Here is a 20,158-nt window from a genome sequence, read left to right as displayed (position 1 = left end):
TAAACTAAAACCTTTTCTTTATGAGTAACAGTATTTGGCGCAAAAAGCCTATGTCAGCTTACGAGGCAGATATTAAAAACAGTGAGCTGAAGCGCGTCCTTGGTAAATGGAGCTTGACTGCTATCGGTATCGGTGCGATTATCGGTGGAGGTATCTTCGTATTAACTGGTACAGGCGCTCACTATCATGCTGGCCCGGCTTTGGCATTATCATTCGTATTAGCAGGTATCGGCTGTATTTTTGCAGCTCTTTGCTATGCTGAGTTTGCAGCTCTACTTCCTGTAGAGGGCTCAGCTTATGCCTACGCTTATGGTACAATCGGTGAATTCTTTGCTTGGATTATTGGTTGGGGACTTGTGTTAGAATATGCCATGGGGGCAATGACTGTAGCCGTGAGTTGGTCCGGGTACTTCAATAAGCTACTCCACTTATTCGGTATTGAAATTCCTTATTATTTAAAAAATGACCCGTTTTCGGCAGCAACTTATGCCAAATCTATGGGACTTGAGCACGTAGGTTGGGGTATCAACTTACCTGCCTTTGTTGTTACTTGGTTGGTAACTTATATCTTGGTTAAAGGTATCAAAGAAGCGGCAAGTGCCAACAACATTATTGTAATCTTGAAAGTAGCTGCGATCTTATTCGTAATTATCGTAGGTGCATTTTTTGTAAACACTGCTAACTGGACTCCATTTATCCCTGCTCCTGAAATGGTAGAACACGCTGATGGTTCTATGAAAGAAGCTTACGGATGGGGTGGTATTGCGAGTGGTGCTGCGGCTATCTTCTTTGCTTATATTGGTTTTGATGCTGTATCTACACAAGCTGGTGAAGCTATCAATCCTAAGAAAGATATGCCTTTTGCTATTATTGCTTCATTGGTAATCTGTACAATCCTTTATATCTTGGTTTCTTTGGTATTGACGGGTATGATTAACTACAAAGACATCGTAGGTGATGCTTTGAAAGCGCCTGTAGCTTACGCATTCGATAAAGTAGGTCAACCTTGGGCAGTATTTATTATTACTGCTGCTGCAACAGCTGGTTTGATTTCGGTAATGTTGGTAATGATGTTAGGTCAAACACGTGTATTCTTAGGTATGGCAAAAGATGGTTTGTTACCAAACTTCTTCCGTCAGGTTCACCCAACTTTCCGTACTCCTTGGAAAAGCACAATCTTGGTAGGTTTCTTAGTATCAGTTGTATCAGCGTTTACGCCAATTGGTGTATTGAGCGATATGTGTTCATTCGGTACTTTGTTTGCCTTTGCCATGGTATGTTTAGCAGTATTGTTATTGCGTTACAGAGAGCCTAACTTAGAGCGTGACTTCAAAGCTCCAGCCTTGAAAATCGTTGCTCCACTAGGTATCTTAACAAACCTTTTCTTGATTTTCAACTTGGATGGTTTGGCTCAAAAATTGGCATTCGGATGGTTACTAATCGGTTTGGTTGTGTACTTCCTTTACGGTAAACCAAACAGTAATTTGAACGAAAAGTAGACTTAAAAATTAAGCTTTAAGCTTGATTCTACAGATACTCAAAAGGCTCTAGCATTGATTTGTTAGAGCCTTTTGATTTTATTAAGAAGTTTAATTCACTCAAATTCAAAGCACTCAATCCCAAAAAACCTGTGGGTTTTGTTTTTTTATCCGTAATTTTGCATTTCGATTTTGACAGTCGATTATTAAATATGGCAACGTTACAAGAAGAAATACAAAAACGCCGTACATTCGGTATCATTTCCCACCCCGATGCGGGTAAAACTACGCTTACCGAAAAACTACTTTTGTTCGGTGGAGCTATCCAAACAGCGGGGGCTGTAAAATCAAATAAAATCAAAAAGGGTGCAACCTCCGATTTTATGGAAATCGAGCGTCAAAGAGGTATCTCTGTGGCTACCTCGGTAATGACTTTTGAATATAATGATGTAAAAATCAATATCCTCGATACACCAGGTCACAAAGACTTTGCCGAAGATACTTACCGTACGCTTACGGCTGTAGACTCAGTTATCTTGGTAATCGACTGTGTAAAAGGGGTTGAGGAACAAACAGAAAAATTGATGGAGGTATGTCGTATGCGTAATACGCCAGTAATCATTTTCATCAATAAAATGGACCGCGAAGGTCAGTATGCGTTTGACCTACTGGACGAGTTAGAGCAAAAACTTGGTATCAAAGTTCGTCCATTGACTTGGCCTATCAATATTGGAGCTAACTTTAAAGGGGTATATAACCTTTATGAAAAGTCTCTAAACTTGTTTAGCGCCAACAAAACCAAAATTGAAAAAGAGGTTGTTTCTGTAGATATTTGGTCTGAGGAACTAGACAAACGTGTTGGCGAACGTGATGCTAATCAGCTTCGTGAAGATGTTGAACTTATCGAAGGAGTTTATAACGACTTCGATCGTGCTGAATATCTATCGGGTGAAGTTGCCCCAGTATTTTTTGGTTCGGCAGTAAATAACTTTGGTGTTCAAGAATTGTTGGATACATTTACTCAAATTGCTCCATCAACTCAAAAGCGCCAAACAGATACACGTATTGTAGAACCAGATGAGAAAAAGTTCTCTGGTTTTATCTTCAAAATCCACGCAAACTTAGATCCTAAACACCGTGATAGAATCGCATTCTTGCGTATTTGTTCAGGTGTATTTGAGCGTAACAAGTTTTATAAGCATGTGCGTTTAGACAAAAACGTGCGTTTCAACAACCCTTACAACTTTATGGCACAAGATAAGGAAGTCATCGACGAAGGCTTCCCTGGTGACGTAGTAGGTTTGTATGACACAGGTAACTTTAAAATTGGCGATACGCTCACTGAAGGTGAAAGTATGTTTTACCAAGGTATTCCAAGCTTTTCTCCTGAAATCTTTAAAGAACTTATCAACCTCGACCCAATGAAAGCCAAGCAATTGGAAAAAGGGATTGAGCAGTTGACAGATGAAGGGGTAGCGCAGTTATTTACGCAGTCTCATTTGGGTAATCGTAAAATTGTTGGTACCGTAGGAGAACTCCAATATGAAGTAATTCAATATCGTTTGGAACATGAATATGGAGCAAAATGTCGCTTCGATCATCGTGACATCGCTAAAGCATGTTGGATTACCTCTGAAGACCCTAAAAAATTAGCTGAGTTTGTTCGTTTGAAAGGACAACAAATCGCTACTGATAAAGATGGTAATTATGTATTCTTAGCTGAATCTGATTGGATTTTGCGTATGAATATCCAAAATAACCCTGATATTCAATTCCACTTTACCTCGGAATTTAAGTTGGCGGCAGAGGCATAAGAACAACATTAAATTTTCTATTTTAAGGCTCGAATTAATTTAAGCAAAAGCAAAAATTAGTTCGAGCCTTTTTGTATAAATGCAAAATAAACTATGACTGTGGATTCTTGCTAATTTGTTAATAAAATTGTATTTTAAGCTTTTAAACCCCTGAAAATCACTGGTGTTAATCTTTCTTTAAAAACAATTATTTTACCGTTTATTCAGAGATGACAATTCTTTGATTTTTCTTGAGAATTTATCTATATATTGCAGTGCTTTATTAATTATCGTTCAATTGCAAAGCTTTCTTAATTATGAAAAAATCTATCATTTTATCAGCAATGCTTTTTGCATCTGTATGCACTAAGTCTTTTGCTTCATCATCGTCTGAGTATTTTGTAGATGACGCTGCTATCGAAACAACTTTGAATGAAGGTGTAGAGGTAAACTACCTTACTCCTGTTTCGAATACTGAGGTTTCTACTCAAAACAACATGTTGGCAGCTTCTGCTTCTATGCCAGCTAGTTCTGTTGCAGCAAGTAAAGATCCTGTTGTAGCATTCATTTTATCAACATTTTTGGGCGGTTTGGGTATCCACCGTTTTTACATGGGTACAGCTACCTTGACTGGAGTAGGTTATATCCTTACTTTGGGTGGTTGCGGTATCGTAGCGTTTGTTGACTGGGTAGTATTGTTAATCGCTTTAGTTCAAGACGAAGGTATTGGCAAATACACAGACAACCCTAAATTCTTTATGTGGGGAGGAAGATAAGAATCGAAAGATTCAAAAAATAAAAAAGCTGAAGGATTCTCCTTCAGCTTTTTCTTTTTTGACTATTTCCGATTTGCTAAAAGCCCTTTTTTGACTTGTTGATAATACTGATTTTTTAGATTCATATTCTTCTGTTCAGCCAAATAGGCACTCCTGCGAACTCCTCCAAAATAAAAGGCTTGAAATAGCCCTAGTCCTGTAAATATCCCTGTAAAATAATAGCCATTGATTATACTGTAAGCCCCATAACCAAGTGTTCCAAGTTGTAGTACCAGCGAAACAATTCCCTGAGTCGTATTGCCAGCATAAATCATTCCTGCGCCTGGTACAAAAGTTGCCAAAGCTTCGGCTTTTCTGATACTTCTAAATCTTGTTTTTTGGGCAAAAGCAAACAACTCCTCTGCATTAATTTGTGTATGAAAAGCTTGATTATAGGTCGGAATAAGTGCTTTTGCTTCATCGTAACGGGCTAGTTGGGTAAGTGAAAGTATTTCCCAAAGCAACGTTGGCGTATGTTGCGTACTATCTTTTACGAAATGTTTAAACTGCTGGACATTGTTGAAGCAATCGTCATACAGCCCAGCCAAAAAACTACACACAACTGTTTCGTATCGAAGCGGAATCTGTTCTTGATCCTCGAGGTTACTAAAATCAAAACGCTGACTCGTTTGCAGAGCCATCGTAAACTTTTGTGCCGCTTTTTGGCAATAGAGTTTTTTCAGTAAAAAAGCATTTTTCATATCTTGAATTTGCTTATTACTAAGAGTTGAATCAGGCCATTCGCTAAGCTCGAAAAAGGCTTGTTCATAGCCTAACATCGCTTCGTCATATTGTCGTAGACGAAACAAACTATCAGCTTTTGATACAATGGCATTACTATTTTGCGCCTTAATTAAAAAGGGTACGCAAAGGAATATGCATATCAAATAGAATTTGCTCGTCGATTTTTTCATTAAATTCTTGTCTTTTGATTTTGACACTTAAAGCACTTCCCCAAATATTTCCAATATAAAAAAGGCTAAACAAGCTTCCATAAATAATAAATCGAGGACTCCCAACGCCATCTTTACGCAAGCCTTCATAAGCCTGTAATCCGAGAATGGTATTTTGCAAAAAGGCAGAAATTCCTTGTCCTAATTGCCCTCCTGCATAAATCTTGCCCGCTCCAGGAATAATGGCAGATAATAATCCTGCCTTGAAACCTGATTTTTTTTGTTGTTTCAAAATATCGTCTCGGTAAAGCAAATAATTAGCTTGTTGCTTTTGTAAAGCATAAAGCGAAGGGTCGAGGTGTTTTTGAAGAGAATCAAAACGCTGTTGATTTCTTTGTAAAAGTGCCAAACCTGCTAGCTCAAAGGTTTGTAAAGAACGATTAAGACTATCCTTTGAATCAATGGCTTTAAAGTATTTTTCAGCTTTTGTAAAATCTCTTAAATAGCTATCTGATAATCCTGCCCAAAATTGAGATTTTGAGAAAAAAGGACTTTCTGAGGATACTTTAGAAAAGTAGACACTTGCCGAGTCGAGTTGTTTGAGCGAATAAAAAGCAAAACCCTTTTGGTAAGCCAATTGTAATTTGGATTGAATCGAGATAGGATATTTTCGCTCAAGTTGATTGGTAAAGGTAATAGCGTCGTGATACTGTTCTTTGCCAATCAAATGTTGTAAAAAGAGGCTATCTTTCGTGATTTGAGAAATACCCGATTGGACACCAAGGAGCAACACGCAACTAAGAATAACCCAAAATCGAATATGAAGCTTATCAGACATAGTGGAGAGGAATACGAGGTTCGCTTACTTATACATTTGAGGCGAGTCAATGACTTTACCTTGCTCATTTACTCTGAATGGATTGATAGTAGTACCACTAATGCGGTTACAGCGTGCCAATCTGTCGGCACTAAGCGCTACTCCTTTGAGCGGTCCATACATACGAATCGCCTCGCGACTAAAGCGTGAGCAGGATAGTTCGTAGAGGCAATTGGCCGAAAATTGTGGAGAAATTACCTTCTGATAAAAGGTTAATGTACCATTCATAACAAAAGAAATAGGATGAAATCCTTTCTTCCCAACCGATAAGGTTGCTTGAGCTTGTTCGGCTTGTTCTTTTTTCTCCAAAAGCTGTAAGTCAGTCTCTAGACTCTGAGCTTTAAGTGAATTGCCCATAAGAAGCCCTAATACCAAGAAAAGTATCTTATTTAAGTGCTTTGGCATTGAGTGGTATCGTAAAGTTGAGAAGTTCATTATTGATAGCCTCATTAATTTTCACGTCAGTGTAAGAAGTTTTGGTGATAACCGAATCTTTTGCCGTAAAAAAGTCAATTTGTGTTACCGCTAAAGGGAACTCAATATCTCCCACTTTCTGAAAATTATAATAATATACCTTTTTCATCACCTTGCCTTCTCCGTCGATATATTTGGTATAAATCGGATTTCCGCCATTATGTACCAATTCTACCGAACGAATACTTTTGCTCAATTTAGCAGGCGCTATCCATGTACTAATCATGAGGTTTTTCTCAAACTTAGTCGCCTTATTAGTAAAGCCCATATTTCTCAATCCCAAATCAGATTTTTGGTTGTTCAAGAAATAATAAAACTGCGTAGTTTCTGTACTGAAAATATAGTTTACTTGTTGAATAACGGTATTTTTCGCAGGGTCATAAATACTCACCTCGCCTTTGGCATTGTTGATAATGTATTGATTATTGGGTTGAGTGAAGTGGCTGACCATCTTCCCTCCTGCTACCTGATAGACCATTTCTGATTTGATAGTGGCTGTTTTCCCGTTTTTATTAGAACGAGCAACCATTATCATACTAATTTTTTTGACGGTATTAGAAGAAAAAGAAAAGGCTAATGTCAACATCGATACTAAGCCTAATAATAGATAAAGACGATTTTTTTGATTCATAGTCGAGATATAATAAAAGCCAAATTTACTTTCTTCCTGATATATATGAAAGTAAATTTGGCTTTAAACCATTAGCTATATTTGAAAATACTAAAATCCAAAAGAGACACCTGCTGTTACCCAAGATGCACCCCAGCCTACCTCTCCAAAACCTGAAAGATTATTGCTCAATGGAAAACGAGCACCAGCTCGTGGATTAATAAATATAGTTGTTCTTGTTCCATACGTAACATTACCCGTATTTGTATTGTAAGTATAATTATTACGGTCGAAGAGTAAGCCTGCTCCTACTGCTACATAAGGGTCGATGGAGTTATCGCCTAAATTAAGTACATCCCCCAAGTGATACGCACCTCTAGCACCTACTCTAAATTGCCCATAGCTATAATCTCCCGAATAACCCGTCAATAAACCCGAATTAAAATAAGTATAACCTACCATTGGACCAATACCAATATTGTCTTCAATCGCAAACTCAGCATTTGCGTACGCACCAAAATACAGTAATCCAATACCAGCATTCAAAATTTTGTCACCACGTTTGAATGTTTGTGCTTGCGATGAAAAGCTAACCAATGCTACAAGAGCAAAAAGAAGGGCTGAAAACTTTAAATTTTTCATGATTTTGAAATGTTTAGAATAAAACTTAAATGAATGTTTTATGGGTTTTAATAAAAATAAAACAACATTTGAAGCCCACAGAACTTAGGGCGAATAACGACGATGGATAAGTTTAAAGAGTAAAAACGATATTCAAACCAACAGTTTGGTCGTGACTTCTGGTACTAATTACTGAATAATTCTTGAATAAGTGAATGATTTAATGAGTAAATGGTCAAAAAAAAAGCGATGTTACCAATGAAGATAACATCGCTTTTTACCGAAAGTAACTTATATCATTATTTCAATCCTAAATCTTCTTGAATAGCTGAAACCTTGGCTTTTAAAGCTGCAAGCGTGTCGTCAAAGTCGGCAGGATTAGCTAATGGCGCATTTACCGAAACATAGAATTTAATTTTGGGCTCTGTTCCTGACGGACGTGCCGAAACTTTAGAACCATCTGCCAAAATCAACTGAATTACGTTAGATGACTCCATACCCAAACCTTCAGGAATCGCAGTGATTTCACCTGTTTTAAGGTCTTTCGAAGTTAAGTTTTTGTAATCTAATACCGTTACTGGCTCAGAACCAGCTACAGAAGTTGGCAAGTTGGCACGAAGATTTGCCATCATTTGTTGAATTTCTTCAGCACCAGCTTTTCCTTTTTTAGTCAAAGAAATCAAGCCTTCGTAGTAGAAATTGTTTTCTTGGTACATTTCTGTCAAGAAGTCAAACAATGACTTACCATTATCTTTTGCATAAGCTGTTAATTCTGCAATCATTGCACAAGAAGCTACAGCATCTTTGTCACGAACGGCATCACCAATCAAGTAACCATAAGATTCTTCACCACCACCGATGAATTGCTCTTTGCCTTCTAATTCACGAATTACCGCAGCGATGTATTTAAAGCCCGTCAAAGTATCGTAGCATTTTACGCCTTTGCTAGCACACATTTTTGCGATGATTTCAGTAGTTACAATAGTTTTAGCGACAAACTCTTTACCTGTTAGTTTGCCAGCTTTTTCCCAAGCACCCAACAAATAATAGATAATTAAGCTCGCCATTTGGTTACCGTTCAACAATACCCATTCGCCATGAGGATTTTTTACAGCAGCCCCTACACGGTCGGCATCTGGGTCAGTAGCAATTACCAAATCAGCATCAATATCTTTAGCCAAATTTACCGCCAACGTCATTGCTTCGGTTTCCTCTGGGTTCGGATATACTACCGTTGGGAAGTCACCATTTGGTTCAGCTTGTGCTTCTACTACGTTTACATTTTCAAAACCTAGCAAAGCCAAGGCTTGAGGTACCAAGGTAATACCTGTACCGTGAATAGAAGAATATACAATTTTCAAATCCTTCTGACGAGCAATTACGTCTGGATTGATGCTATTATGCTGGATTGTCTTTAAGTATTCTTTATCTACTTCTTCACCTATAAAGGTAATAAGCGATTCGTTGCCGTTGAAGTTGATATCATCTACCGAAGTGATGTTATTCACCTCTGTTACGATATTTTTATCGTGAGGAGCAACCACTTGTGAACCGTCGTTCCAATACGCTTTGTAACCATTGTATTCACGAGGGTTGTGAGATGCGGTAATTACCAAACCAGCGTCGCAACCCAAATGACGTATCGTAAATGATAGCTCAGGAGTAGGACGAAGTGCCGAGAAAAGATATACTTTGATTCCGTTTGCCGAAAAAATATCAGCACAAATACGAGCAAAGAAAGGAGAATTGTTACGAGAATCGTGTGCAATAGCTACTTTGATTTCTTTGCCTGGAAGACTTTGTTTAAGATAGTTTGAAAAACCCTGTGTAGCAGCTCCTACGGTGTATTTATTCATACGGTTCGAACCCACACCCATTTCTCCACGCATACCGCCAGTACCAAACTCCAACGATTTATAGAACGAATCCGAAAGTTCTGTTTCTTTTCCTTCGTCTAGCAACTGCTGGATTTTAGCTTTTGTTTCTTCATCATAGTTACCAGTTAGCCAAGTATCAATGTTTTTCTTGGTAAGAGCGTCTAAACCTGTTGACATAGTTTTATCTATTTGAGAATATTTAGAAAAATGAATAATCTGGTTTTAAAAGTGAGGCCAATAAGATTTTTGAGGCAAAATTTTTGGTTGACATCAAAGCAAATATAGAAATTATTCTGAATAGGAGAAGCCCCATTTAATAATTTCGGTCAAAAACCGTAATATGTCTTTCTTTTGTCCAATAAAAAAACCACTAAGCAACTTAGTGGTTTTAGTTTTTGCATGAAATCTTTAAAAAATTGAAATATTTTTCGATTTTTTAGCTTAAATCTCCACAAGCATGGCTCCATAAGAGTAACCACCGCCAAATACCGTTACGATGATTTTGTTACCTTTTTCGAACTTGCCTTTATTTTCGTCCATGGCAATAGCACAGCCAGCACAACCTGTATTGCCTAAATAATGGATATTTGAAATCATTTTTTCGTCAGGTACACCCAAAGTACCAGCTACGTTTTTGGTGATACGATAATTGGCTTGGTGAGGAATCACAAAAGAAATATCCTCAACAGTCAATCTGTTTTTCTCCATTACTTGCTTACTTACTTTTGGCATGTAAGTACAAGCATTGATAAACACATCTTTACCATAAGGCATAATCAAACCACGGTGAAGCGGTTTAAGTGTTACACCTTCCGATGCTTTCCCTACGTTGGCTGCACCACCAGTAATCAAATCTTTGATTTCCCAGTTTTGCTCTCCTGCTTTTTCTTTAGAGATAGATAATACCGCTGCGCCATCGCCCCAAAGGTGTCCAGCTTTGGTATCATCTTCGTTGTTGTAAGCAGTGTTGTGCTCCGAAACAACTACGAGTGCCTTGCTAGCTTTGTTCATAGCAAAATATCCCTGAACGATTTCGATTGCATTGAGTAATGAAGAACAAGCAGACGAAATGGTTACTACTGGAATTTCAGAGATATTTAACGCGTGTTGTAATGCGTGGCCTAGTGTAAATATATTATCGTGTGGAGTGTAGGTAGCACCTACAATTAGGTCAACTTCAGAAATGTCGTAAGGTAAACTTTCAGTAATCTTTTTGGCTGCCTCCAATGCCATCGTATGCGTATTCTCCTCAGATGATGCTTTGCGACGCTCACGAATTCCAGTACGCTCAACAATCCATTCGTCGGTCAATCCATTGAGTTCTTGAAAATAGGCATTCGTAACAACTTGTTCGGGCAGGTAACTTGCAATTGCGTTAATGAACATTACGTGTTAGTTTAAGATATTAATTATGAAATACAGTCCAACTTCGTTGCAAGGTTAATGCTAACTTTGGGCTTTGCTAGATAGGGGAAGGTTTAAATATTGGTACAAACATCAAAGATTTTCAATCGCTGGATGCCTTATTTAATCATCTATTTTGCACTGATACTCAAGTATTTCCTGTACCTAGTAAATATTATGTGACTAGCTGATTATCAAGGCTTATCACTAATACAATACCTTTGAACTACAGATGGTTGGGAATTTTAGTTCAATTCATTATAGCAAAAAGCAAAAACTTTGAATTGAAACTTTATACAAAGGAAATTAATGTTTTAGCATAGTACAAGAAATTATTGGATAAATATAATTTATACTTCTTTAAATCCAATATTTTTTTGTATTATTTTGATGTTTTTTGGATAATACTTATAAATGTCAGAAAAAGAAGGTAATATCATTCCGTTTGGTATGGTTTATCATTGTGAGCAATGAAATTTAGCTCGTAAAAGCTCAGTAAATCAGCGATTTTCGAGAGAAATATTCCGATAGTTAAGGCTTTTCCGCAAACTCGAAGGATATTTGTAAATAGTTTAGTTTTTTAAGTGAATAGGCAATAATCAACGTACAGAAAAATCCGTTTTTGATTGTCTTAAGTCTTATCCATCAAAATACAAGAGGCAAACATTCGTGAGGGTTACTATTTTTAGCACATTCGATACTTTTGGAGGAGCTTCCATAGCTGCTTCTCGCTTGCATCAAGCACTTGGTCGCCATGGCGTACAGTCGCGTATGCTGGTTCAAGACAAAAAAGGGAAAGCCCCAGAGGTATATTCTGTAGCTAATAATTGGGTGCAACAAAAAATTGCCTTGGCACGATTTGCAGCCGATCGTTATCAGTTTGCTTTTTATGAAAAATCAAAAGCAGTTCGTTTTGTTTTTTCGCAAGCTCAAATAGGAATAGATGTCACCTCCGAAGCAGTTGTTAGGGATGCAGAAGTTTTTCATTTACATTGGGTAAATTTTGGTTTTCTATCTGTAAAATCTTTAACTCAATTGTCCAAACTAAATCGCCCATTCGTATGGACCTTGCACGATATGTGGGCATTCACAGGTGGATGTCATTATAGCGGTACTTGCGAAAGTTATCAACAGTCCTGTGGAAATTGTGAACACTTTTTGAAAAAGCCTTCAGCTGATGACCTATCCCATCAAGTTTGGCTTCGGAAAAAGGCATTATTTGACCAAATGGATTTAACCCTTGTGGCTTGTAGTGAATGGCTGGCTGAAAAAGCCCGTCAAAGTAGTTTATTACAAGGCAAAAAAGTCATTTCGATTCCTAACCCGATAGATACAAAGCTTTTTTATCCGCAAGCTAAAACAGAAGCTCGCCAACAGCTTAATTTGGCACAGGACAAGCAATATATCTTATTTGCCGCCATGAAAATTAGTGATGCACGCAAAGGCTTTCAATACTTTGAAAAGGCGATTCAGCATTTAATAACACAAAATCCCTCATTAAAAGATAGTGTAGAATTATTGGTGATGGGACAAGCCCAAGAAGCAGATTTTGTAAATATTCCCTGCAAAGTAAATGTTTTAGGTCGCCTCTCTGATCTTTCGAAAATAGCGACTACTTATGCCGCTGCGGATGTATTTGTGATTCCGTCTTTGGAAGAAAATCTTCCGAACACCATCATGGAAGCTATGGCTTGTGGAACACCAGTGGTAGGATTTGAAACAGGGGGTATTCCTGAAATGATAGAACACCTTCAAACGGGATATGTGGCAAAAGCTCCTTCTGCTGAAGATTTAGCCAATGGAATAGTGCATATTTTACAACATCCCAACTATGAGGGTTTATGTAAACAGGCTCGCTCCAAAGTAGAATCCGAGTACGCAGAGGCTGTCGTAGCTAAGCGTTACGAAACACTTTATCAATCTCTTCTTTAAATACGTTTTTTGATTGTGAGAAAAATATCAATAATAACCATTACCTACAATGCCGAGGCATTTCTGGAACGAACTATCAAAAGTATCTTGGCGCAAACCTGCCAAGATTTTGAATATATTATCATTGATGGAAAGTCAAAAGATGGTACGCTTACCATAGCAGAAAAGTATCGTGCCCGAGTTGACTTACTAGTATCGGAACCAGATAAAGGGCTCTATGATGCGATGAATAAAGGACAACGAATGGCAACGGGTGATTTTGTGTGGTTTGTCAACGCAGGAGATGAAATTAATGACCCTTCAGTAGTTGAAAAAATATATCAACAGATTACTCCAGAAACTGATGTGCTATATGGTGATACCTATTTTGTCAATAATGAGGGGGAAATACAAGGATTACGCTCGGTGATAACACCGCATAGGTTGCCCAAAAACCTCCAATGGCAAGATATGAATTTGGGAATGCTCGTGTGTCATCAATCATTTATTGCTAGCAAAAGAGTAGCACCTGTGTACTGGCAAGAAAACTTAAGTGCTGATGTAGATTGGGAAATTACGTGTCTTAAAAAAGCCCAACAAGTGGTTTATTTGGATTTTGTTGTAGCAAAATACTTAACAGGAGGAATTTCGAATAAACAGCTCAAACGTTCACTAATTGACCGTTATAAAGTATTACAAAAGCATTTTGGTGTGTTTGGAGCGATTGGGGCACATGTTCAAATCCTTTTTAGAGGTATCAAACTGATTATTACCAAGGGTGGGAAATATTGGTAGGATATACCAACATAGCTCTGGCTTCTAACGACATTACTTCTTCTTTTTGATAAAATAACAAAGCCCTATTACGATCGGCTCGCGGACTTTCGAGAAATGCGTTGCAGGTATCGAATAGGGCTTTTTCACGTCCATACTCATTGAGAAAGGCATCAATTGTTTTAAGCCAAAACCATGTAAGTGTTTCGTGATATCCTCGTTCAAAACCCACGGGGCCACCAACAGAGCTATTGAATAGAATAATTCGCTGGCGCACCAATAACATTGCCTGAGTAAGCGTGTATTGTCGCAAATACCAAACGCCCATCGCCAAATGTGCTTCATGTGTCCAAGCCTCCGCAGGCAAACAGCAAGTGTTGAATTTTTCGATTAATGTTTCGACCTCTTGGTCGGATTGGAATAGTTGCATATTTTTCATTTTGGTAATAATTATCAATAATGTCTGATAATTTAGCAATAAATATACCTTTATTTTATCAAAAATAATAATACAAAGAGACGGATATTCTATCTAAGATGTTTAAAATCATATATAAAAAATAACATAAATTGTATTCAAATAGAAATACGATTGAGAGAGTTAAGAAAATATATAAATTGCAATACCATTTTGAACGGAAAGAATTATGAATATAACGAGATTGACACTTAAGAACTTTAGAAATATAGAAGAGGGTACATTTAAACTTGACCCTGACTTTACAGTAATAATCGGTGTTAACGGTAAGGGAAAATCTAGTATTCTTTTGGGGCTTAGAGTAGCTTGCGGTGCCTTTTTCCTAGGTATTTCTGAAGTAAAAAAGAGGCATATTATAGAATCTGATATTAGACTTAAAGATTTAGGAAAATTCTTAGTTCCTCAAAAGCCTGTGAAAATTGAAGCAGAAGGATATTTTGAAGGAAAAATAAAAGATACTATCATTTGGAAGAGGCAGATACTTGAGGATAGCAAGAGTACAACATCAAGTGATGCCGATGTTGGAAACGTAAGAAAAATTGGCAAAGAGAAATATCATCAAATAGTTCTGCAAGAAAATGATAATGTGGAGTTACCTGTCATAGCATTTTTCGGAACCTCAAGAATACATGGAGCAGGTAGAAATAGAGAATCGAGAACAGGAAGACAAATTTTCAAAGAAGGCTATCAGGACTGGATAGAAATGAAGGCAACAACCTTTAAATACGAAGATTGGCTAAGCTCCTACGATTTTTTAAGAAAAAGTAATCGTGAGTATTCCAATACTAAGCAAGCCTTTTTTGATACTATAAAAAAAGCAAATCCTTACATTACAGAGATTGAAGAACAAGCAGGAAAACTTTGGATAAAAGTTCAAATTGATGACTATACTTCTGATTTATTACCCTTAGAACTTCATAGTGATGGAATTCGCTCATTTACAGAAATGGTAGCAGAACTGGCCTATAGATGTGTTATTCTTAATGGATTCTTAGATGATAAAGCGGTTATAAAATCAAGAGGTATTGTAATGATAGATGAACTTGATTTGCATTTGCACCCAACTTGGCAAAGACATGTTATCGCTGACCTAAAAAATGCGTTTCCTCATATTCAGTTTGTAGCCACAACTCACTCCCCATTTATTGTTCAGAGTTTAGGTGCTAATGAACTGATCAATTTAGATAAGCCTGAGCTGACACAGATTCCAGATGAATTACCCCTAAATAAAGTAGTTACTGATATTATGGGGGTTGAGAACATCAGAAGCGATGATTTTGAAAATAGATACCAAAGAGCGAAAACGGCATTAGAGGAGATAAATAATGATAACAAAAAATTAACGCTAGATGATTACCAAAATATTAGTTCTCTGATAGGTAAAATTATAAAAGACGAAGTGAACGACCCTATTTATAAAGCATATTTAGAAGCAAAAGAAGAGAATGAGACCGATTAATAAAGGTACATGGCCAACTAAAAATAATAGCACAAAAAAGAAAGTTTTTAATGACTGGACGAAAGCTATATCCATTTTGAAGCAAAGAACTGGACTTTATTGTCATTTATGTGAAATGAAAATGAACAGCGGGTTTGCAATTGAACATATAAAACCCCAAGAGTCTTATCCACAACTAAAAAGTCATTGGAGTAATTTTCTATTGATATGTCCTTATTGTAATTCTCACAAACTAGCTACAATTCCTAAAAAATATAAGGAAAACTATTTTTGGCCTCATTTGAACAATACGCTGTTAGTATTTGATTATGAACAAATTTTTCCACATATCAAGCCATCTGATTCTTTAACCCGAATACAAAAAAAGAGAGCGAATAATTTGATTGAACTCTATGGCTTAAGAAAAGAAGCTACAAGCGATGGAAGTGCTGATACTCGCTGGATCGAAAAGTTAAAAGCTTATAAAATGGCTATTGATAGACGTTTAGAATATCAATCAGGGATGAATCAATCAGTTAATGCTATTGTGGATTTGGCTGTACAATCGGGTTTCTTTTCTATTTGGCTAAAGGTTTTTGAAGACATTCCTCTTATCAGAACTGATTTGATTCAGCGTAAAGAATTTCATTTGCTTAATACCAATTGTTTCGATAACACATTACAATTACAACCAAGAACTACCAATGATTTATAAAAGAAAACCTCATAAGCAAGCTTATGAGGTTTTCTTTTATAAAATCCCAAATCAAATTAAATTCCCAAAATCTTCTTATTCAATTCAATATCAGCACCGCCACCTGCAAAGTCATCAAATACTTTTGATGTAGCTTGGATAATGTGAGAATCAATGAATGGAGCTCCTTCCGTTGCACCTTGAACTGGATCTTTGATAGCACATTCCCATTCCAATACAGCCCAACCATCGTAACCATATTGTGTTAATTTAGAGAATACCGAACCAAAGTCTACCTGTCCATCGCCCAATGAACGGAAACGACCCGCACGATTTACCCATGATTGATAACCACCATATACACCTTGCTTACCTGTTGGGTTAAACTCAGCATCTTTTACGTGGAACATTTTGATACGCTCATGGTAGAAATCGATGTATTGTAAGTAGTCAAGGCATTGCAATACAAAGTGAGATGGGTCATAAAGCAAGTTAGCACGTTTGTGACCTCCTACTTTTTCTAAGAACATTTCGAATGTAACACCATCATGCAAATCTTCACCAGGGTGAATTTCATAGCAAAGGTCAACACCAGCTTCATCGAAAGCATTCAAAATTGGTAACCAACGGTTAGCCAATTCGGTAAAGCCTTGTTCTACCAAACCAGCTGGACGTTGTGGCCAAGGATATACCGTATGCCACATCAAAGCACCCGAGAATGTAGCGTGAGCATTCAAACCAAGGTTTTGCGAAGCTTGCGCTGCCCATTTCAATTGTTGCACAGCCCATTCGGTACGAGCTTTTGGATTACCTTTTACTGAATCTGGCGCAAAACCATCAAACATCACGTCGTAAGCAGGATTCACTGCCACTAACTGACCTTGTAAGTGCGTTGACAATTCAGTGATTTGGACACCTTTATCAGCTAATTTACCTTTCAATTCGTCGCAATATGTTTTTGACTCCGCAGCCAATTGGAGGTCAATCGCACGAGCATCCCAAGTAGGAATCTGTACACCTTTGTAACCTAAATCAGCTACCCACGAAGTAATAGAATCAAGTGAGTTGAAAGGCTCAGCATTATCTAAAAATTGTGCTAAAAATATAGCAGGTCCTTTGATTGTTTTCATGTTGTTATGTTAATAGTTGTTCTATTTGAGATTTAAACCAGTTGGTACTAGCTAATCGTTGGGTTGTCAGATTGAATGGAGCAAGAGATGTACGATTAAACTGTTCTTTCATATCAAAAAACTTATAAAAACGTTCAAACTCATCACTGACAAAATCATCTACAATACTATTAGTACTTTCGGGTTTGAGGCCAGTTTTAAATTCTTCATACGTTTTTCTGGCTGATTCAACTTTGGGCAAAATGTAATGAACTTTTGCTTTTTTCTGCCTCAGTATTTCTGCTTGATATTCATTTTTATCAAAACCTGCAAGACCCAACGCTGCAATATTATCAGGATGATAGAGATAGTTTTCAAAGTCATAATACTTTAAAATACGATGATTGGGATATTCTCCTTGAATGATCTGTATTTCTCCGTCACTAAGAAAATCTCTATCTCGAAGTGAAAATTTAGTTTTATCATTTTTGATCTGTAAAAACACATCACGTGAATCTTTTACTCCAACAAATAAGGTCTTATCTATCCCCATTAAATTGTAGTATTCATCATTTTTATTTTCGCAAAAAACAATTTTTTTATCGCTAAATAATTGAGATAAAATGCTTTTGGGAATCGCTAAGTCATAAACATCTAATACCTCCTTCGATTGCGGAACGATGGTTTGAGGAGCATCAAAATTTAAAGAATCAAAGTCTAAAATCACCGCATTATCCGTTTTTCGAGCATAGTCGATAAAACCAAGCGCGTGCGATGCAGTCCATAACTGCGAACTATCAGGAATCCATTTTTCAACAATTTCTTTTAGGAGTGTTTCTTGCAAAGAAGTATTTAAGTGACAATCCATTTCGTCGATGTATATAATAGCATCTTCGTATTGTTTTTTCCTGACAATAAAATTGAGTAAAAGTATAATTACCTGCTTTTCTCCATGACTTAGTAAATCATAATTGATTTTAGAGTTCCCTTTTTGAAAAATTAGTTTGGCAGGTTTCGACGGAGATGCATCTTCAAATTCAACAATTTTCAACGATATTGCGGTATCATCTCCAAAAATCGTACTTAATGAAGAATTCAGAGGTGCTATGAACTCCTGAAATATTTCAAACGTATTGGCTGATTCTCCTCTAAAAGCAGGTTCTCTTAATGCTTTATTGATTTGTTGAATATAGGAGAAAACATCGTTGATGAAACGAGTATCATTGTCAATATACAATGCGGGAGCATCAGCATCCTTATTTATTTCTGCTAAATCCGCTTGATTGATGATTTTGGGAATAATCCTACTACTACTTCTACCAATAAATTTTTTACGTAAATCAAAAGCATCGGGATTAAGAGATTCTAATTGATACTGTTCTAATCTGTGTATTTCTTCATTATGATATATTTTAATAGTACATTCAGTAGTCACCTCAACCTGTTTTCTGTAGTATTCCTTAGTGGTTTCTGGTTTGAGCAGATAGGCATCGTTCTTTGCACTGCTATTAGCAACAAAGGTTGAATACCTAAAACCATCAAAAACAGAAGACTTACCAGAGCCATTTGTTCCAATCAGTAAAACTAACTTAGTTTCTTCAGGAATATTCTCTATTCTTAAATCCGTAAATCGTTTGAAGTTTTTCAGTTGAACGCTCTTGATTTTCATATTTGAATTGATTCACAATTTTTTAAAAAAAATGATGAACAAATATACACCTTGTTCATCATTTTTTGATCTCAATCACTCATTCACTAAATACTATACCTTCGTCCAGCTTTGGCTTCTGTGACTGTCTAGGATTCTTTCACAGATGAGTAGTTCTCTGTAACCATCAGCAAAGGTTGGGAAAGTTGGATTTTCTGGTTGTTTGCCAGCAGCTACAGCCGCATATACTTCTTTAAACAATTGTTTTGAAGTATCTGGGAAGCCTTCGTTGTGACCACCAGGGAATGTCATGATATCTCTTGCTTCTGCATACGCTAACGATGGGTCACGCATCAACACTTGGTTGGCTGCATCACGATTACCCAACCACAATTCGTTTGGTGCTTCTGAGTTCCAAGCAAAAGTTTTGTTTGAACCAGAAATCTCCAATTTCAATTGGTTTTTGCGACCAGCAGATACCTGCGACACTGTCACTGAACCACGGTTACCGTTGTCAAAACGCAACAATACGTTTGCAGTATCTTCTGTAGTGATAGTCACATCAGCGTAGTCTTCTGGTTGAAGCATTTTGCCTGAATAGGTTTCTACAGGTTTTAATGGCTTCTTACGAGTTTTATGAACTGTATTGAAATCAGCCATAACCTCAACAGTTTTCAAACCAGTGATATACTCAATGATATCCATCAAGTGTGAGCCAATATCTGCAATAGCACGAGAATCACCAGATTTGTCCGGCTCCAAGCGCCAGTTATAGTCTGTGTTGTAGAACAACCAGTCTTGTAGATATGAACCAATGATTGAGTAAATTTCTCCTAAATCACCTTTCTCACGCATCGTTTTCATTTGGCGCACCAATGGATAATAACGTAAGTTGAAGTGAACAGCATTTACCAAACCTGTTTCTTTAGCAAGTGCTACTAATTCTTCTGCTTCGTGCAAGTCTTTTGCCAATGGTTTTTCGCAAACAACGTGCTTACCTGCCAACAAAGCGGCCTTTGATTGAGAATAGTGCAAGAAGTTTGGCGTACAGATATGTACACAAGCGATGTCTTCCATGGCTAACAATTGGTCAAACGTACATGGGCGTTCGATACCTAACTGTGCAGCTTTAGCCGTAGCTAATTCAATATTCACTTCACAAAGTGCTACTACTTCTACATTTGGTAGTCTTCTGAGGGCCTCGATGTGAGCTGGTCCAATAAAGCCTGTACCAACGACACCTACTTTGATTTTTGACATGAGT

At 37.2% G+C, this 20,158-nt stretch carries 18 protein-coding genes; 7 read left to right on the top strand and 11 right to left on the bottom strand.

All coding sequences use genetic code 11. The features are described from left to right. Window positions 1-20 precede the first annotated feature (20 nt). From QM481_RS21080 to QM481_RS21070, 3 genes are all read left to right on the top strand, one after another. Window positions 21-1,499 carry an APC family permease gene (locus tag QM481_RS21080; RefSeq protein ID WP_166552891.1) on the top strand — a complete coding sequence of 493 codons (1,479 nt, stop codon included), beginning with the start codon at window positions 21-23 and terminating at the stop codon, window positions 1,497-1,499. Window positions 1,500-1,690: 191 nt separating this feature from the next. Further along, window positions 1,691-3,292, top strand: coding sequence for a peptide chain release factor 3 (locus QM481_RS21075; RefSeq protein WP_283383208.1), 1,602 nt, complete (start codon window positions 1,691-1,693; stop codon window positions 3,290-3,292). A 296-nt stretch (window positions 3,293-3,588) separates the two neighbouring features. Continuing rightward, window positions 3,589-4,047, top strand: coding sequence for a TM2 domain-containing protein (locus tag QM481_RS21070; RefSeq protein ID WP_283383206.1), 459 nt, complete (start codon window positions 3,589-3,591; stop codon window positions 4,045-4,047). Between the two features lie 62 nt (window positions 4,048-4,109). On the opposite strand, the gene QM481_RS21065 is transcribed toward QM481_RS21070, so the two are convergent. From QM481_RS21065 to QM481_RS21035, 7 genes are all read right to left on the bottom strand, one after another. Beyond that, complete coding sequence (locus QM481_RS21065; RefSeq protein WP_283383205.1) at window positions 4,110-4,895, bottom strand: hypothetical protein; 786 nt, start codon at window positions 4,893-4,895, stop codon at window positions 4,110-4,112. Window positions 4,896-4,935: 40 nt separating this feature from the next. Then, window positions 4,936-5,817, bottom strand: a complete 882-nt coding sequence (locus QM481_RS21060) for a tetratricopeptide repeat protein (RefSeq protein WP_283383204.1) — start codon at window positions 5,815-5,817, stop codon at window positions 4,936-4,938. 24 nt (window positions 5,818-5,841) lie between these two features. Next, a complete protein-coding gene (gene yidD / locus QM481_RS21055; protein WP_283383203.1) occupies window positions 5,842-6,261 on the bottom strand; it encodes a membrane protein insertion efficiency factor YidD in 420 nt (139 codons plus the stop codon). Continuing rightward, window positions 6,242-6,961: a LolA family protein gene (locus QM481_RS21050; protein WP_283383202.1), complete on the bottom strand. Its 720-nt coding sequence runs from the start codon at window positions 6,959-6,961 to the stop codon at window positions 6,242-6,244. Before QM481_RS21050 ends, yidD begins: the two co-directional genes overlap by 20 nt. 90 nt (window positions 6,962-7,051) lie before the next feature. Beyond that, window positions 7,052-7,582 (bottom strand): hypothetical protein, encoded by a 531-nt coding sequence (locus QM481_RS21045; protein WP_283383201.1) that lies wholly within the window; start codon window positions 7,580-7,582, stop codon window positions 7,052-7,054. A gap of 278 nt (window positions 7,583-7,860) precedes the next feature. Next, on the bottom strand, window positions 7,861-9,615 hold the full coding sequence (locus QM481_RS21040; protein ID WP_166552884.1) for a phospho-sugar mutase: 1,755 nt from the start codon (window positions 9,613-9,615) through the stop codon (window positions 7,861-7,863). A gap of 264 nt (window positions 9,616-9,879) precedes the next feature. Continuing rightward, window positions 9,880-10,824: a 3-oxoacyl-ACP synthase III family protein gene (locus QM481_RS21035; protein ID WP_283383200.1), complete on the bottom strand. Its 945-nt coding sequence runs from the start codon at window positions 10,822-10,824 to the stop codon at window positions 9,880-9,882. 687 nt (window positions 10,825-11,511) lie between these two features. Here QM481_RS21035 and QM481_RS21030 point away from each other — a divergent pair. After that, complete coding sequence (locus tag QM481_RS21030; RefSeq protein ID WP_283383199.1) at window positions 11,512-12,774, top strand: glycosyltransferase family 4 protein; 1,263 nt, start codon at window positions 11,512-11,514, stop codon at window positions 12,772-12,774. A 15-nt stretch (window positions 12,775-12,789) separates the two neighbouring features. Next, on the top strand, window positions 12,790-13,548 hold the full coding sequence (locus tag QM481_RS21025; protein WP_283383198.1) for a glycosyltransferase family 2 protein: 759 nt from the start codon (window positions 12,790-12,792) through the stop codon (window positions 13,546-13,548). Here the strand turns inward: QM481_RS21025 and QM481_RS21020 are convergent. Further along, window positions 13,523-13,957, bottom strand: coding sequence for a hypothetical protein (locus tag QM481_RS21020; protein WP_283383197.1), 435 nt, complete (start codon window positions 13,955-13,957; stop codon window positions 13,523-13,525). The genes QM481_RS21025 and QM481_RS21020 overlap by 26 nt on opposite strands. Window positions 13,958-14,174: 217 nt before the next feature. Between QM481_RS21020 and QM481_RS21015 the strand changes: the two genes are divergently transcribed. Both QM481_RS21015 and QM481_RS21010 read left to right on the top strand, forming a co-directional pair. Next, on the top strand, window positions 14,175-15,464 hold the full coding sequence (locus QM481_RS21015) for an AAA family ATPase (RefSeq protein ID WP_166552879.1): 1,290 nt from the start codon (window positions 14,175-14,177) through the stop codon (window positions 15,462-15,464). After that, window positions 15,451-16,158 carry an HNH endonuclease gene (locus tag QM481_RS21010; protein WP_283383196.1) on the top strand — a complete coding sequence of 236 codons (708 nt, stop codon included), beginning with the start codon at window positions 15,451-15,453 and terminating at the stop codon, window positions 16,156-16,158. The genes QM481_RS21015 and QM481_RS21010 overlap by 14 nt, the downstream gene beginning before the upstream one ends. Before the next feature lie 56 nt (window positions 16,159-16,214). Here QM481_RS21010 and QM481_RS21005 read toward each other — a convergent pair whose 3' ends face one another. From QM481_RS21005 to QM481_RS20995, 3 genes are all read right to left on the bottom strand, one after another. Further along, window positions 16,215-17,267 carry a sugar phosphate isomerase/epimerase family protein gene (locus tag QM481_RS21005; RefSeq protein WP_166552877.1) on the bottom strand — a complete coding sequence of 351 codons (1,053 nt, stop codon included), beginning with the start codon at window positions 17,265-17,267 and terminating at the stop codon, window positions 16,215-16,217. A 4-nt stretch (window positions 17,268-17,271) separates the two neighbouring features. Continuing rightward, complete coding sequence (locus QM481_RS21000) at window positions 17,272-18,915, bottom strand: AAA family ATPase (RefSeq protein WP_283383195.1); 1,644 nt, start codon at window positions 18,913-18,915, stop codon at window positions 17,272-17,274. 93 nt (window positions 18,916-19,008) lie between these two features. Continuing rightward, on the bottom strand, window positions 19,009-20,154 hold the full coding sequence (locus QM481_RS20995; RefSeq protein ID WP_283327148.1) for a Gfo/Idh/MocA family protein: 1,146 nt from the start codon (window positions 20,152-20,154) through the stop codon (window positions 19,009-19,011). Window positions 20,155-20,158: the final 4 nt, after the last annotated feature.

Source organism: Flectobacillus rivi (genome assembly GCF_030056655.1).
GTDB lineage: Bacteria > Bacteroidota > Bacteroidia > Cytophagales > Spirosomataceae > Flectobacillus > Flectobacillus rivi.
This window is presented reverse-complemented; position numbering and strand designations above follow the sequence as displayed.